Annotated in this window: 12 protein-coding genes and 1 pseudogene; 7 read left to right on the top strand and 6 right to left on the bottom strand. The window is 61.7% G+C overall.

Annotated elements, in window-relative coordinates:
• Nucleotides 1-61 precede the first annotated feature (61 nt).
• Both AC10V3_RS36580 and AC10V3_RS36575 read right to left on the bottom strand, forming a co-directional pair.
• On the bottom strand, nucleotides 62-2,014 hold the full coding sequence (locus AC10V3_RS36580) for a TnsB C-terminal domain-containing protein (protein ID WP_490924597.1): 1,953 nt from the start codon (nucleotides 2,012-2,014) through the stop codon (nucleotides 62-64).
• A gap of 10 nt (nucleotides 2,015-2,024) precedes the next feature.
• The gene (locus AC10V3_RS36575; protein WP_490924596.1) at nucleotides 2,025-2,531 is read right to left on the bottom strand and encodes a hypothetical protein; all 507 of its coding nucleotides are present in this window, start codon (nucleotides 2,529-2,531) and stop codon (nucleotides 2,025-2,027) included.
• A 331-nt stretch (nucleotides 2,532-2,862) separates the two neighbouring features.
• Here AC10V3_RS36575 and AC10V3_RS36570 point away from each other — a divergent pair, with 331 nt between their 5' ends.
• The gene (locus AC10V3_RS36570; RefSeq protein WP_490924676.1) at nucleotides 2,863-3,354 is read left to right on the top strand and encodes a VOC family protein; all 492 of its coding nucleotides are present in this window, start codon (nucleotides 2,863-2,865) and stop codon (nucleotides 3,352-3,354) included.
• A gap of 217 nt (nucleotides 3,355-3,571) precedes the next feature.
• Nucleotides 3,572-5,128, top strand: coding sequence for a phage integrase family protein (locus AC10V3_RS36565; protein ID WP_490924595.1), 1,557 nt, complete (start codon nucleotides 3,572-3,574; stop codon nucleotides 5,126-5,128).
• Between the two features lie 323 nt (nucleotides 5,129-5,451).
• Here AC10V3_RS36565 and AC10V3_RS36560 read toward each other — a convergent pair whose 3' ends face one another.
• The 3 genes from AC10V3_RS36560 to AC10V3_RS36550 are packed head-to-tail and all read right to left on the bottom strand — an operon-like array spanning nucleotide 5,452 to nucleotide 8,196.
• Entirely contained in the window at nucleotides 5,452-5,958 is a 507-nt protein-coding gene (locus AC10V3_RS36560; RefSeq protein WP_490924594.1) for a TniQ family protein, read from the bottom strand.
• Nucleotides 5,933-6,802 (bottom strand): TniB family NTP-binding protein, encoded by an 870-nt coding sequence (locus tag AC10V3_RS36555; RefSeq protein ID WP_011154320.1) that lies wholly within the window; start codon nucleotides 6,800-6,802, stop codon nucleotides 5,933-5,935. The genes AC10V3_RS36560 and AC10V3_RS36555 overlap by 26 nt, the downstream gene beginning before the upstream one ends.
• Before the next feature lie 5 nt (nucleotides 6,803-6,807).
• Entirely contained in the window at nucleotides 6,808-8,196 is a 1,389-nt protein-coding gene (locus AC10V3_RS36550) for a transposase (RefSeq protein WP_490924593.1), read from the bottom strand.
• Nucleotides 8,197-8,655: 459 nt separating this feature from the next.
• Between AC10V3_RS36550 and AC10V3_RS36545 the strand changes: the two are divergent.
• Nucleotides 8,656-9,765: pseudogene (locus AC10V3_RS36545) on the top strand (M20 aminoacylase family protein); the annotation flags it as partial.
• Nucleotides 9,766-9,954: 189 nt separating this feature from the next.
• On the opposite strand, the gene AC10V3_RS36540 reads toward AC10V3_RS36545, so the two are convergent.
• Nucleotides 9,955-10,890, bottom strand: a complete 936-nt coding sequence (locus AC10V3_RS36540) for a LysR family transcriptional regulator (RefSeq protein WP_490924592.1) — start codon at nucleotides 10,888-10,890, stop codon at nucleotides 9,955-9,957.
• 155 nt (nucleotides 10,891-11,045) lie between these two features.
• Between AC10V3_RS36540 and AC10V3_RS36535 the strand changes: the two genes are divergently transcribed.
• The 4 genes from AC10V3_RS36535 (at nucleotide 11,046) to AC10V3_RS36520 (ending at nucleotide 14,494) form a co-directional block, all read left to right on the top strand.
• Nucleotides 11,046-11,876, top strand: coding sequence for a dioxygenase family protein (locus AC10V3_RS36535; RefSeq protein WP_490924591.1), 831 nt, complete (start codon nucleotides 11,046-11,048; stop codon nucleotides 11,874-11,876).
• Between the two features lie 40 nt (nucleotides 11,877-11,916).
• Complete coding sequence (locus tag AC10V3_RS36530) at nucleotides 11,917-12,618, top strand: alpha/beta hydrolase (RefSeq protein ID WP_490924590.1); 702 nt, start codon at nucleotides 11,917-11,919, stop codon at nucleotides 12,616-12,618.
• Nucleotides 12,619-12,820: 202 nt separating this feature from the next.
• Nucleotides 12,821-13,243, top strand: a complete 423-nt coding sequence (locus AC10V3_RS36525; RefSeq protein WP_490924589.1) for a rubredoxin — start codon at nucleotides 12,821-12,823, stop codon at nucleotides 13,241-13,243.
• A gap of 180 nt (nucleotides 13,244-13,423) precedes the next feature.
• Entirely contained in the window at nucleotides 13,424-14,494 is a 1,071-nt protein-coding gene (locus tag AC10V3_RS36520; protein ID WP_490924588.1) for an LLM class flavin-dependent oxidoreductase, read from the top strand.
• Nucleotides 14,495-14,704: the final 210 nt, after the last annotated feature.

Raw genomic sequence — 14,704 nt, 5'->3', positions numbered from 1 at the left:
CCCTTCATGGCCGGCAATAGTCGGGCCCGGCCAGCGCCCGTTTTCGCGCGTGCCCCAACGATCAGCGGGTGTACCCCCTGGTAATGCGCAACGCCTTGCCTTTAACGGGACCCTTGGCCAGCAGCGAAGATGGCTGTGCCGTTGTCACCGTTTCATTTTCGGCAGATGAGGGAGGAGGCTTTGCTGTCCGGCGCTCGCGCTGCACCTGCGCGATATCACTGGCCGCCCTCCTGCGCTTTGCGGCCTGCTTGCGTCTGAGGGCAAGGAAGACCTCGATGGGATTGTCGCCTGGGCCGAAGTCGAGCTCGCGCGCCCGCTTGGCCTTGAAGATTTGCTGGCGCACCCGCAGCGAATGCGGTTCGTCACGCCACTTGCCGCTAGCGAACAGACTGCCCAACATGTGGCCGTCTTCAGTACTGGCCCACAGCTGCCGCAAGTCTGACGGATCATAGTGGATGCGCAGCCGCTGGCCGATCAAGCCACTGCTTCGGGCAAGCTTCTCGCTCGTGTAGCGCACGTGATAGAAGGTTATGTATGGTCGTTCACCGCGGCCGAGGTTTCCATGGACGCGGCACAGTACCGGGTCATGCAGCTGTTCAGGATGTTCCCGTAGCGGCTTGGGGATCAGACGCAATCGGATCGCGTCGCGACCGATGCCAAGCACGTGCCGGTGCATCATCTCCAATGGGGTGAGCCCCCCCAGACCAGCGTGAGGCGAGCCGTGGTAGTTCCACACCGTCACATGCAGCAGCTCCTCCAGTTCCTGCGTGGTGACGAGCAGCCGCAGAGTGTCGTCCGGGTCGCGCAGACGTTTCAGCATGGCCTTTGCCGCATCCTTTCCTCGTATCGCCCCCGGGAGCCGCCGCGAAAGTGTTGCGGTGACCGTGCCAAAGTAGCGCTCGATGAATGGTCGGTCATCGGGCTGATACGCCGGACCGAAATCGGCCACGCAACCCAACGCCTCACAGACGACATCGAGGCTGGTGGCCGCCAAGTGCGCTCGCGCATTGTCTAGCCGGATCTGTCGCCAGCAGGCGTAGCTGGTTTGCTCCAAGGCCTGCGAGACGAACCCACCGGTAGGCAGCAGGCGTAGGCCCGGCAACGTGAGTTCGGGGACCTTCGCCGGTGTCACGGCGCGCTTGAAGGTTTCGATGGCGTCAAAGCGATTACATTCCCGACCCAACGACATGGTGTAGCCCAGGAGACAGCGCGTGGCAACGTCGATGATGGCCAGCAACCAGACGCGCTCGATCTCATAGCTTTGTTCGCCGCCCAGAGGATCGTTATCGATTACCTTCAGGCGCACGTCCATCTTATGGGCGTCAAATTCGACGGTATCGAACGCGTCTGCGCTACCCCGCTCAGGCAGCTGCCGCAGCGCCGATGCGGGCTTGATCCTTTGGCCGGCAGCGCGCGCAGCTAAGTCGAAATCATCCTGAAGCCACTCCCTGAGTGTGCGGGCCAGTGAACGAACAGCTTTGTCATGCTGGTTCAGCGGATAGTCGCCAGCGCCGAGACCCAATTCACGGCAGGACTGGTGGAAGCGTTGTATCACTGCCTTGAGGCCAACCAGACGGCCTTTCTCACCGGGCTGCAAATGGACCTTTCTCGTTTCGATCTCTTTCCGCAACTGCGTGGCCAGATTACGGTGACGCCGCAGCAACTGTCCGAAGGCCCCTGCGTTTCCCGCTTTGCCGTGCGCAATCGCATGAGGCGCCTTGCTTCGTTCATAGGCCTGTACGTGGACATGCGGCACCAATGCGCGATAGCCCCACAGGCGACCGTCCGGGTGTGCGCTCAGTGCTCGACGGACCAAACGATGTAGCGTGGAACGGTGGATGCCCCAGGTCTTGTAGATATGCAGAAGGGAGCTACCGCTGGTATAGGCCTCAATCGCGTCGCGACGCTGTCCAAACGTCGTCCGCGCTTCGTCGTTGAGAGCTCGGTCGTCCAATTGGGGCCAATCCGACAAACGAATTGCGTTCGGATCGATTCGGCGAGACGGCTCGACCATTTGCACTCCCCTATGCCCTTTGAAACGAAGTCGCTCCGCTCAGTGCCGCTACCACCAAGTCAGGACTGACTACGCGGCCGGATGCCAACAAGGCAAAAAGTGAAGCCTCCACGCTCCCCGGGTCGTGTTCGGGGAAGCGCTCAAGGATCGCATCCAACTCCCTCGGCTTATTCAGGTAGACCACGATGGCCTGCTCGAGCACAGGGGCGCGAAATTGCCGGTAGCTGACGAGGTACGGGACAATGCGCGACCAGTTGGCGATCGGCACAGACAAGGTTTGCAGTTCAGATTGATGAATGACGCGGACAGGGAGACCATGCAAGGTATTGGTTTCAAACAAGAGTTCATCAGGTTCTGGCTCGCTACCATCCTCGGCACGACGGCGCTCTATCAGCCAGAACTCCCCAGCCGTCGCGTCTCGGGATCGAACCCAGAAAGCAATCACTGCGCTACCGTCATCGCCGACCCAGGCCGGACGTTCCGTGAACGTTTCGATTGCAGGATTGGCTTCGATCATCAGCCAGGTCCGATAAGCGTCATAGCTGCCGAGGCTCAACCGACGCCCAAGCTTTGGGCTGAACACCTCAATGCGCCGCCGCCATCCATTGCGGGCGAAGGCTAGTGGACGGCTGTACTGGCGTGAGGGATCCGGGTCGACATCAGACACAGTAGTAAAGATGCTACGAAGCAAGCGACAAGCGAGAGTTTCAACATTACTTCGCGCAGTCATAGAGTAGCAAGATTGCTACTCGTAAAATCGTCGCAATGTTGGTACGGACGCCCACACAAGAAACTCTAACTTATTGATCTAATTGGCCTTGTGGGTCAGTCCCTGAGTTACCACTGTTATTACACTTCACGTGTGGTACCAGAAGATGCTCAAGATGGATTTCGTTTTGGCCATCGCCGAGGACCAAGTGCCCTCGACCAAGGCCTTGGACCCCTACATGCACATCTTTCTCGACGCGGGACAGGGTAACGTCCTGGCCTTCTTCGAGCTGCCGTCGCAGCCGGCGATGGGGCGTGACCCGAACACGCCAGAGTGGGTCCAGCACATCGCGTTTCGAGTCAAGGATCGAGCCGAATTGCTGGAGTTTCGTGGGCACCTGGAGTCCAACGGCGTTCCCGTGCTAGGCGTAACCGATCATGGTGCCTTCCATTCCATCTACTTCTTCGACCCGAATGGCCATCGGATCGAACTCGCGTGTCCGGATTCCGACGAAGAGGCGATGATCCGCCGTCTTGATGCCGTAAAGTGGGACATGCTTGAAGAGTGGTCGAAGACCAAGCGCGCGCCCAAGCACGCCGCCTTCCTCCACGCAAGGGAGTTTGCGCACTGAGTCGTGCGCTGGGCGACTCGCTGGGGCAGGCAGCCGGGAAGCGAGACTCATCGCGCAAGACCAGGCATGAGCCTTTTTGCTCCCGATTGCCAGAAAAAGAACCGCGCGACCGCCGGATCGTGGCGTCGGCGCGCCGTTCAGAGGTAGTTTCAGGCCGGTTCGGATTTGCGCTGGCTGATTTTTGTTGTACTTCAAGCACTTAGCTCTACCTTTCCCCATGGCTCAAGACCTCGAAAAGCTTGCCGCCACCAAGCTCACACGCACAGAATTTGCCGTGGTGCGTGCTTACGCTCAGGGTATGCGGCCCGTGGACATCGCCAACCGCTATCTGCTGGACCCAGATGTCGACGAAGGCTTAAGCGAACCGGAAGCGATCCAGCGCATCCTGTTGCTGCGCGACCGGTTGGTGCAGTTCGCCCTGCAGCATAACCGGCCCGAGATCGCAGCCATGTTCGAGGCGCTGCGCGCGCGCTCGGACGTGGGTATGACCCGGCGCGTTGACGCCCTGTCCTCGCTCGAGCAGCTTGGTCAAGGCTACCCGCAAGCCCACCATGAGGTTTCACTGTGGTTCAAACCAAGCTTGGCGCGCCGACTGAAGGCGGCCAACCTCCGGCAGATCTCCGATCTGACGGCGTTGGCAAACCAGCGCGGCAGCAGCTGGTGGCGCACGGTGCCGCGTATTGGGGCACAGTCGGCGGAGATCATCACCAATTGGCTGATGCGGCAACGCCAACCATTGGGCGAGGTGGCCATCCGCGCCTACGTCCTCCCCCCTTCGGCGCACGCGCAGCGGGAGGCGCTCTTGCCGCTGACCTTGGGCCCGCGCATGCCCTATCCGGTGCCGCTTGAGCGCATGCTTGCGCCGGATCCGGATACGGTGGTCAAGCGTGCGCTGACGGCTGACCTGGTGTTTGTGCAAGGTTGGCTACAAGCCCGCGCGCCGCATACGCGCAGCAGCTATCGGCGCGAGGCTGAGAGGCTACTGTTGTGGAGTGCCGGGCGTGGCAAAGACTTGGAAATGCTGGAAGCGGAAGATTTTGATGCGTATGAAGCATTTCTAGCGGATCCCCAGCCCTCTAGCTTCTGGTGCGGACCCAGTGGGCCGCGCGACAAAATGCACTGGCGGCCATTTGAAGGCCCCTTGGGCACCGGTTCGGTCGCTGCTGCATTGCGCGTCATTCGCGCGTTGTTGCGGGCGATGGGCAAGGCCGGACGGCGGGTGCGCCTGCCAGCAGTGGCTGAGCGTGCTACGCGGGCGCAAACTGCCCGGGAGCGGCCTTCGCTTGCCGCTCCCGACATTGCAGCTTTCCTGGACTGGCTGGGAAATACTGGACAAAGCGCGCAACACCGGGCTGCGCGGGCCGTGGCGCTGCTCCTGCATGTTGCAGACATGCAGCTGACAGACTTGGTTGGGCTTCGCTGCGCTTGTCTGGAAGTCACAGAGCAGGCGAAGAAGCTCAAACTTCCCGGTTCGCGCCGGCGCCCGTTGACGCTAGACGGAGCGACTTGGAAGGCTTTGCAGGCGCATTGGGCTGATCGCGGCTGGACGACGACAACTCCCCCCGCACAGGCCGCCCTGCTTGCTCCCGTTGTACTTCCCGCCACCACGCGCGGGCTTGATAAGCGCTTGGCCGGAGACACGGCAGGCTACTCGGCCAGCGGGCTGGATCAGTTGATACGGCGCGTATGGCGAGGCTTTTGCGAAGCACGCAGCATGACGTCGGAGGGTTTCACACCAACCCAGCTGCGCGTTCGCACGACCGATGAGGACTGATTTACTTCAAAGTGTTCCGGAGCAAGCTGCTTTTTTGTTCTGGTCTTAAAGCCTGTTGTCTTCGTTCCCGCCCACCCAAGCTCAACCAGCGGCTTCCGGACAAGATTGTTGCTGCAGACGAAATTTGTTAAGAATCAGTATCTTATCGTGACGACGGAGGGGTGCCCTCCGCGCAACGTCAATGCGTGCAACGGCTGTCTCGGCCTTCAGCTGTTGAAGATCGAGGTTGATGCGACCCGCGCTCCAAGGTTCATGTTGCAGAGCGCTATTTCCGCCAATGGCGGTCACAATTTCCGCCAATATCGGGATCTCAACCCTCTTGCCTACCTCTTGCGCTGTCGCTTGCCGATCGCACGGAGCACCGCAGTGAGGTTGCGGCAGATGCGCAGCGTGCATGGCGGAAGCGTATTCAGTCTGTGGCCAGGGACTTGGCAGACAGCCGTGTGCGGATCCAGCCAATCCCGCTTCCAGCGAGGCGAGAAAACGTCGACGGGATTCAGAACCAGGCAGTCGAAGCAGTATGGGAGCTGATCTCGGTCTGACACCCACGCCATAGGTGTTTGAAGTGCCTCGAGCCTTGGCATACCAATATGAGTCAGCATCGCAAGGCGGCACAGTGCCTGCTCGTCCATCGGGGGAAATAGCAGCCAGCCAGAATTGGTCAACGCCGGAAACGCACCAAGGTCGCCAATCTGCCACAACTGGTCAACACTGATCTGATACCTTGCGGCCAGGCGACCGAGCCAACCGCCAAACGCTTCGTCATCGAATGGACGCGGAGCAACGGGCCAAGGCCTGACACCCTCAGGAGAGCAGGGTTCGCGCTGCATTCTCTATGTGACCCAGGTCGATGGCCTCCTTCCCATCCCGGATCGCGAGTTCTGCGGAAACAGTCAAGACACGCGACACTTCCCCGGTTAGCCCTCCACTTGCAGTCAGAATGGCATGTACGATCTCTCGCCGTGCGAGATTCGACGGACGTCGAAGCGGCAAAATCATCTCGAAGGCTGCGAGAAGAGAACGAAATGCCTCCGTCTCCTGCCATCTCGGCACCTCGAAACGGGCGAATCGACTGACCATCTGAGGATCCGTTTGGAGCGCCAAGACGGCGTCTTGAGTGCCAACGAGGACAACCGCGATTTTCAAGTCATTGGCGAGGAACTTCAGCAGATTCAGGGATGCACGCTGCTCCCGATAGTTGCCTGCCAACAAGTGATGAACCTCGTCGACGATCAGCATGCGCGCCGAGACTTTTCGAAGCAAGGCACGACTCAGGTTCTCAAGCGCTGATAGCCTTGCCGCCGCGTTGAAGGGAGCACCCAGTTCGAAGAGCAACGAAGAATAGAACCTCGGCTGCTCCGGTGTCGGTGGCATCTGCATGGCAACAATACTTCGCAACTCGACGCCCTTCCCTTCGTCGTACTCGGGTGGATGACGACGCTGGAACTTGGAGACAATCTGCGTCTTACCGATGTTGGAATCTCCGTGCAGCAACAGACACGGCATACGCTCCCGCTGAGGTGTTTGGAGGAGACGCTCGAGAATCTCCAGTGCCTGGGTTGCGCGCGGGTAATCTATCCAATGGCTACGTGCCAAGCCTTTAATTCTGACACCATCGTCGCACATAGCCAGCTCTCTCGCGGCCGGGAGCAGATGTGTTAGCAGCGGGCGCATTGCAATTACAGCGGCTCGACATTGAACACTGGGGGCGGCTTGTTGTAGTCCACTGCCGGCTCAGATTGCTTGTCCAATGTGTTTGCACGTACCGAGTTTGGCGCCTCGCCAAGGCTCTGTGGCGACAGTTCCTTCAGAGCTTCGCCTTGACGATTTGCTCCTAACGTTTGCGATCTAGCGTGGGAGACAATCCGACGTTGCTCATCAATCGCGTCAAATACCTTCGCTTCTGTGACATACTCTTTGCCTTGGGATCGTAAGCGCCGTAACGCACTGCGCTGCTCCCACAATGACACCCGGCCACGACGCAAGTCCGCAAATGTTGCTTCAACGTAGTGCTTTCCGTCGACACTGACAAAGATTCTGGAGAGATCCTCAGGGTGGTATCTTGTAATGACTTTCTGCTTGGTCGCCCGCCAGGCGGCAAATATTGGATGCCAGTACCGCAGGTAGAACAGCGTCAGCCCATCTGACTGCACGGTCCGATAAGTCATCGGCAAGAACTGGATTAGAAAGCGCAATGGTTCAGGCGCCGCATTGGGCAGTAAGCGTGGAGGCGTCTTTTGGCCCGCCGTCGCCCACTCCGAAAATGGAGTGGCGCCCTGCAGCCCGCGGTGAGCGTTGTGGTGATAGCGTTCGGCAATCTCGAGAACTAGCCACCGCTCAAACTCCCGGATCGTCAAGGAAGCTTCTTTCTCTGGCGGTCTGGCCTTGCGGCCCTTGGGTGACGAGCCAGTCGACCCTGGCAAACTGTGGACACGTTCCATGATGGTCCTCATCAAACGTTCGATATGGCCCCCGAAGTACGGTCTCCCCGCAGGTCGGTACATCAGTTCGACACCGTATTCCCGACACCCCGTTCGCAATGCCCTGCTTTTGAATTCCGCCGCGTTATCGAGGTGAAGTAGCTGTGGAATGCCGTGCATCGGCCAATCGACGCTCACATCGAGGCTGGCGAGCCAGCCATCCTTCGGCAAGACAACGCGGGTCAATAGCAATGCAACCGTTGCCGCGTTGGGGCGGTCCATCCCAACGTATACTCCGACGACGCATCTTGTCGAAACATCAAGGGCTATGCTTAGCCATGGCCGGCCTATTGGGCGTCGGCTCGCGTCATCCACCAGCATCAAATCGGCCAGCGTGTGATCAATTTGCACAATATCCATCGGACAGCGCGCCACCAGATGACCTGGCGGAATCTCAGAACCCGGCAGCGTTGCGAGCCGAAGGGCCTCTTCTTTTCGATGGGTGGCCCAGCGTCGCGAAATGGTAGATCTGCTTGGCGGACAAACGCTTGCCGCTGCGCATCGCTTCCGAATTTCGACGACGAGCTCGAAGAGCGGATGAGCGAGATGACGCTGTCGCGGCAGCCAATCGGTCAGGACCTCACTCACGATTTCCTCGACAGTCGCTGCTAGACGCGACTTTCCTACTTTGGGTCCCCGGTCATAAGGTATCAACGCGCTCGCCACAGGATCCGCGAGGAAGCGCCGGCGCAAGTGATAAACCGTCGCCCAATGGATTCTAAGCAATTTGCCAGCCTTCTCAGCTTGCTTAAGCGAGAGGGGAGCAGTTCCAAGTGAACGTAAGACCCTCGCAATCGCAAGTTCGCGCTTCGTTGCAATCCTCATCGCCATGTTCAAGACCGTGGTCTTACACACATTAGGCGATTTACTGAACGGTCGACCTGGGTTGGCGGTATTAGTGGACGCCGCGCCCCAAAACGCGTTGCCTACGAGCAACAGCGGTAGACGTCACAAACGCGGTAGAAATCGATTATGAATCAATCAGTTAGATCGATTTGATCATTGGCGGATATAGCGGTCACCCTTGGCCGATTTAGCGATCGGCAACATCAGCATCCCGAACTCGGCTTCCAGGAACATCGCACCAGCGACGCTGTCGCGAAATGCCTGGTGGAATGGGGCTACCAAGTCGAGCGCGGCCTGGGCGGCACTGGCGTGGTCGGCAGGCTGCAGCGCGGCAACGGCAAGCGCCGGCTTGGCCTGCGGGCCGACATGGATGCCCTGCCGATCGACGAGGCGAACGGGCTGCCCCATGCCAGCCGCCACGCCGGCGTGATGCATGCCTGCGGACACGATGGCCATACCGCCATGCTGCTGTGCGCCGCCGAATACCTGGCGCGCGAGGCGGCGTTCTCGGGCACGCTCAACCTGATCTTCCAGCCGGCCGAGGAAGGCCTGGGCGGCGCGCTGCGCATGATCGAGGAAGGACTGTTCGAGAAATACCCCTGCGACGCCGTGTTCGCCATGCACAATATGCCGGGCATGCCGCAGGGCAAGCTGGTGCTGCGCGAGGGGCCAATGATGGCCTCGTCGGACTACGCGACCGTCACCCTCCGGGGCGTGGGCGGCCACGGCGCCCTGCCCCACCGCGCGGCCGATCCGCTGGTAGCAGCGGCCGGCGTCGTGCTGGCCTTGCAGACCGTGGTCGCGCGCAACGTCGATCCTCTGCAGATGGCGGTGGTAACCGTCGGCGCCATGCACGCCGGCCGCGCCAACAACGTGATTCCGCAGGAGGCCACACTGGAGATCAGCGTGCGTGCGCTGGACCGGGAGGTGCGCGCCATGCTGGAGCGGCGCATCAAGGCCCTGGTGCAAGCGCAGGCGGAAAGCTATGGCGTGCGCGCAGAGATCGACTACCGGCAAGGCTACGCGGTGCTCGTCAATACGGCGCAGGAGACCGAATTCGCACGCCGCACGGCGCTCGAACTGCTGGGAGCGGACGGTGTCGTGCCGCAAGGTCCCGCTCTGCCGGGCAGCGAGGACTTCGCCTTCATGTTGGAACGCTGCCCGGGTAGCTACCTGCTCATCGGCAATGGCGATGGCCACAGCGCAGGCGCCTGCATGGTGCACAACCCCGGCTACGACTTCAACGACGACAACATCGCCATCGGCGCCGCCTACTGGGCACTGCTCGCGCAGCGTTTCCTGACGGACTGAAGCAGCAACCGGAGCCGACCGGCTGTCTGCACGCGGAAGTCATGCCGATGCCGCGCCCTGTCGAGAAGAAAAGCGACGCACCTGCGCTTGCAATTCCGGCCATACCGAAGGAGCTGGGCCGCAGGCACTGCCGGTGATCGGCACAGTGCTGTACGCCGTTGGCTGGAGCACTTGCATAAGACCACCCGTTCAATCGTCAGCGGCGCTGCTTAGCACGTGGAGGCCGCCGGGCTCCCACGACACGTGCTTAAAGGCCTCCACCAGATAATCCACCAGCCGCCGTACCTTCAGCGGCAGCTGCTTGCGCGTGGGATAAACCGCGTACACGCCGATCTCGGCAGCGCGAAACTGAGGCATCACCTCCACCAGCGCGCCACTGCGCAAGTCCTCGTACAGCATGAAGCTGGGCTGCAGCATGATGCCCCCATGCCCGAGGGCAATGCCACGGCAGGTGTCGCCGTTGTTGGTGTGCACGCGCGCACGCGTGCGCACGCTGACCTTGCCGTGCGGGCCGTCGAAATGCCATTCGTCGCGATCGGACCAGTTCGTGTAGGCCAGCACGCGGTGGTGCGCGAGGTCGTGTGGATGCAGCGGCGTGCCGTGCCGCTCCAGATAGCGCGGCGTGGCGCATAGCAGCATGCGCGTGCTGACCAGCTTGCGGCTGATCAGGGCGGAACTGGGCATGTCGCCGATGCGCACCGCGAGGTCGTAACCTTCGTCGACGAGGTCGACCACGCGATCGTTCAGTGTGATGTCGAGGTCCACTTGCGGATGTGCCTCCATGAACGCGGCCCACAGCGGCGCGAGGTGCAGGATGCCGAAGGTCAGCGGCACGTTGATGCGCACCAGTCCACTGGGCTCCAGTGTGCGCGAGCTGACCTCGGACTCGGCGTCGTCCAGCGCCCCTAGCACTTCCTTGGCGCGCTCGTAGAAGATGCGTCCCTCCTCGGTCAGCGACAACCGGCGGGTGGTGCGCTGAAGCAGCCGCACGCCCAGGCGCTGCTCGAGCGCATCCACATGGCGCGACACCGCCGCCTTGGACATGCGCAGTCCCTCCACGGCGCCGACGAAGCTGCCCGCATCGACCACGGCGGTGAACACAGTCATTTCCAGGGCTCTATCCATCACGTTTTCATAGATTGTCTCGATTATCGGGATGATAAATCACAGAATAGGCGGTTTATCGGCCGATGTGAAACTAATAAACTGCCTGCGATCTTTCTCGCCGGCTGGGCGCGCTGTCGCGCGCCTCGCGTCGCGACGATCCAGGAGATACCGTCATGTCCGCTACCGCCACCGCCCCCCGCACCACTCTGCCCGTGCTGTTCATCTCGCACGGCGCGCCCACCTTCGCCATCGATCCGGGCATGGCCGGCCCACAGCTCACTGAACTGGGGCGCGCGCTGCCGCCCGCGAAAGCGGTGCTGGTGGTGTCACCGCACTGGATGACGCCGCGCGAAGTGCACGTGAGCACCAACGCGCAGCCCGATACCATCCACGATTTCGGCGGCTTCCCGCGCGCGCTGTATGCGCTCCAATACCCGGTGGCCGGCCATCCGGCACTAGCCGCGCGCACAGCCGAACTGCTGAAGGCATCCGGCTTCCCCACGCGGCTGGACCCGCAGCGCGGATTGGACCACGGCGCCTGGGTGCCGCTGCGCCACCTGCTACCCGATGCGCACGTGCCGGTGTTTCAGGTGTCGCTGCCGCATCCGCTGGACCCTGCCGGCGCGCTGGCGCTGGGTCGCGCGCTCGCGCCGCTGCGTGACGAGGGCGTGCTGATCGTCGCCTCCGGCAGCATGACGCACAACCTCAACGAGTTCCGCGGTCATGGCGGCGGCGAGGCGCCCTATGTGGCCGAGTTCACCCGCTGGGTGCGCGGTGCGGTGCAGGCCGCCACGCGGCACGGTAACGTGCAGCCGCTGATCGACTACCGCAGCCTCGCGCCGCATGCCGTGCGCGCGCACCCCAGCGACGAGCACTTCCTGCCGCTGCTGGTGGCCGTGGGCGCGGCCAGCACGGGCGAGCCGCTGCAGGTGATCGACGGCGGCATCACCTATGGCGTCCTGTCGATGGAGTCGTATGCGATCGGCGCGAGCGCGGCGGCCTGAGCAACGGCTTCGCCCCCAAGCCTTGAACACAGGAATCGAGATGAACACCACCCCACAAGACATCGGCCCGCTGCAGCAGGATGCTGCCTCCGGCCTGCGCTATCGCTTGCGTGATACGGATGGCGTCCCCGCCGGGCGTCTTCTGCTGCTGCACGGCGTCGGCAGCAACGAGACCGGCCTCGCTCCCCTGGCGAGCTACATCGACCCGCGCGTGCAGATAGCGTTGGTACAAGGCCCGCTGGCCTTCGGCCCGCGCCAGCATGGCTTCTTCGAAGTCAGCTTCCAGAGCGGCGCACCGGCCATCAACGCAGCGCAGGCCGAGCGCAGCCGCCAGCAACTGATCACGCTGGTGCGCAGCTTCCACGCGCAGGATGCCAAGGCTGCAGCGCAGCGCGTGCCCACGGTGATCGCCGGCTTCAGCCAGGGCGGCATCCTCAGCGCCAGCGTGTCGCTAACCGCGCCGCAAGAGGTGGTCGGCTTCGCAGTGCTGAGCGGCCGTATCTTGCCCGAGATCGAACCGCATCTCGCGCCGCGCGAGGCACTGTCCAAACTGTCGGCGCTGATCGCCCACGGTGAGTTCGACGACAAGCTGCCAGTGGCCTGGGCCGAGCGCGCCAAAGAGTGGCTGACTGCGCTGGGCGTGCCCAACCAGAACCGCCGCTATCCGATCGGCCACACCCTGAACCAGCAGGTCGTCAGCGACTTCGCGCGATGGCTGGCCGGCCCGCTCGCGCTGGCCTGATCGACGCAACCCACCGCCTCAGGCTAACCCCACACCGACCTCTCGCCCTTCGACTTTGGGCCTGTCGCCGTGCTTGGCCTGCTCGCCTCCGTCGTACTGACGATGCACCGCTGAGCCGGAGCGCGGTGCTTCCATTCGCCCACTGTGCCGGCGCGGCCCACGGCAGCCGCCGGCAGACACCAGATTCCATCATCCCTGTCGCATGTATAAAAAAGGCACCGCAGTAGAAATCCAGTTTTCCCCCCAACGCTTGAACAATGGCGCCGGCGATCCTTATTGGATCGACCTGACCACCGAAGAAGCTCACGCCCTGTACACGCACTTGCAGGCGCGCCTGCGCAACAGCGAGCAGACGCCGTCGTCGCCGCTGGTGTTCAGTCTGGAAGAGCAGGAAGACGCGGTGACCAAGTCCGCCAGTGCCGCCGACGCCAAGCCCGCAGCAGAAGCCGCCAGCAACGAGTTCAAGCAATGGGTCTGCATCATCTGTGGCTGGGTCTATGACGAAGCCTCCGGCTGGCCTGAAGACGGCATCGCGCCGGGCACTCGCTGGGAAGACATTCCGGCTGATTGGCGTTGTCCCGAGTGCGATGTGGGGAAGGAGGATTTTGCGATGGTGGAGTTTTGAGGGTGGGCAACAGTTGTCAGGTGCCTGGCGCATTCGAATCTTTTGAATGATTCGGGAACGAGTCGCGCCCGTCAAGACCCTGCCGACGGATGCCCGCTGCTGCCATGCTGGCGCTGCGAAAATTGATGCACCAGCTACGCTTTATGCAGGCCACGCTTCAACCGGTGAGGAATCGTTATCTTGGAACTCGGCATTTACACCTTCGGCGACTTGAGCGCCAATGCGCGCGGCCCGCAAGGAGCACAGCAGCGTCTCAAGGAAATTGTGGCCGCCGCCAAGCTGGCCGATGAAGCCGGCCTGCACGTCTTTGGCGTGGGCGAACACCACCGCTCCGACTACGCCGTATCGGCCCACACCGTGGTGCTGGGTGCCATTGCTGCGGTTACCCGCAACATCCGCCTGACCAGTGCGGTCACCATCCTCAGCTCTGCGGACCCGGTGCGCGTGTTTGAGGACTTTGCGACATTGGATTTGTTGTCATCAGGACGTGCGGAACTGATGGCAGGCCGCGGCGCGTTCATTGAGTCGTTCCCGCTCTTCGGATTTGCGTTAGACGACTACGAAGCGCTGTACAACGAAAAGCTGGATCTGCTGCTCAAGTTGCGCCAAAACGAGCGCGTCACCTGGGAAGGCAAATTCCGCCCTTCCTTAGATGGCGTGGAAGTGGCTCCTCGCCCCGCCTCGCAGCATTTCCCCATCTGGATCGGAGCCGGTGGCACGCCCCAAAGCGCAGTGCGCGCGGGTCAGGCGGGGCTGCCTTTGAATCTGGCCAATATCGGCGGCGAGCCCGCACGCTTCAAACCCTTTATTGACCTTTATCGTCACACGGGCCTCGCAGCCGGGCATGCACCTGGCGAGTTGAAGGTGGCGATCTCCGGGCACTTGCATGTGCAAAAAGACTCACAACGCGCCCGCGACGACTTCTTCCACCACTATACGCATTACATGCGGCACAACCTGCCGCAGCGTGACCGGGGGTGGGAGATTTCTCGGCGGGATTACGAGCAGCTGGCCAGCCCGCGCGGCTCGCTGTTTGTGGGCAGCCCGCAGGAGATTGCGGACAAGATTCTCTATGAACACGAGTTGTTTGGCCACCAGCGCTTTCTGGCGCAGATTGACATTGGCGGTTTGCCCTATGCGAAGGTGGCGCAGGTGATAGAGCTGCTGGCGTCTGACGTACTGCCCATTGTGAAGCGGGCGTTGGATGGACAGGGGAATTCGGGATTGGTCGATACATCGCACAATCGTTGATGGAATTCCCCGTCTACATTAGAAGGAAGCGAAAACATGTCAATTGCACCTGCCAAGACGACTGAAAGAATGCCCGCCTGGTATATCCCACCTCATTACACACAAGTCATGCCCCATGGGGTGCCGCGAAAAGTCGTTTACGGTCAATGACATAGCGGGTGGGGTTGTAAACTCCTTCGGATTGTCGTTCACTCTTGCATTTTGGGCGGC

The organism is Cupriavidus sp. PB-02 (genome assembly GCF_058252315.1).
The sequence above is the reverse complement of the archived record's forward strand: the minus strand, read 5'-3'. Positions and strand labels throughout refer to the sequence as shown.

Coding starts and splice junctions, on each gene's coding strand:
- AC10V3_RS36580 (WP_490924597.1), bottom strand. CDS start 2,014: ATGGTCGAGCCGTCTCGCCGAATCGATCCGAACGCAATTCGTTTGTCG.
- AC10V3_RS36575 (WP_490924596.1), bottom strand. CDS start 2,531: ATGATCGAAGCCAATCCTGCAATCGAAACGTTCACGGAACGTCCGGCC.
- AC10V3_RS36565 (WP_490924595.1), top strand. CDS start 3,572: ATGGCTCAAGACCTCGAAAAGCTTGCCGCCACCAAGCTCACACGCACA.
- AC10V3_RS36560 (WP_490924594.1), bottom strand. CDS start 5,958: ATGCAGCGCGAACCCTGCTCTCCTGAGGGTGTCAGGCCTTGGCCCGTT.
- AC10V3_RS36555 (WP_011154320.1), bottom strand. CDS start 6,802: ATGCGCCCGCTGCTAACACATCTGCTCCCGGCCGCGAGAGAGCTGGCT.
- AC10V3_RS36540 (WP_490924592.1), bottom strand. CDS start 10,890: ATGGATAGAGCCCTGGAAATGACTGTGTTCACCGCCGTGGTCGATGCG.
- AC10V3_RS36535 (WP_490924591.1), top strand. CDS start 11,046: ATGTCCGCTACCGCCACCGCCCCCCGCACCACTCTGCCCGTGCTGTTC.
- AC10V3_RS36530 (WP_490924590.1), top strand. CDS start 11,917: ATGAACACCACCCCACAAGACATCGGCCCGCTGCAGCAGGATGCTGCC.
- AC10V3_RS36525 (WP_490924589.1), top strand. CDS start 12,821: ATGTATAAAAAAGGCACCGCAGTAGAAATCCAGTTTTCCCCCCAACGC.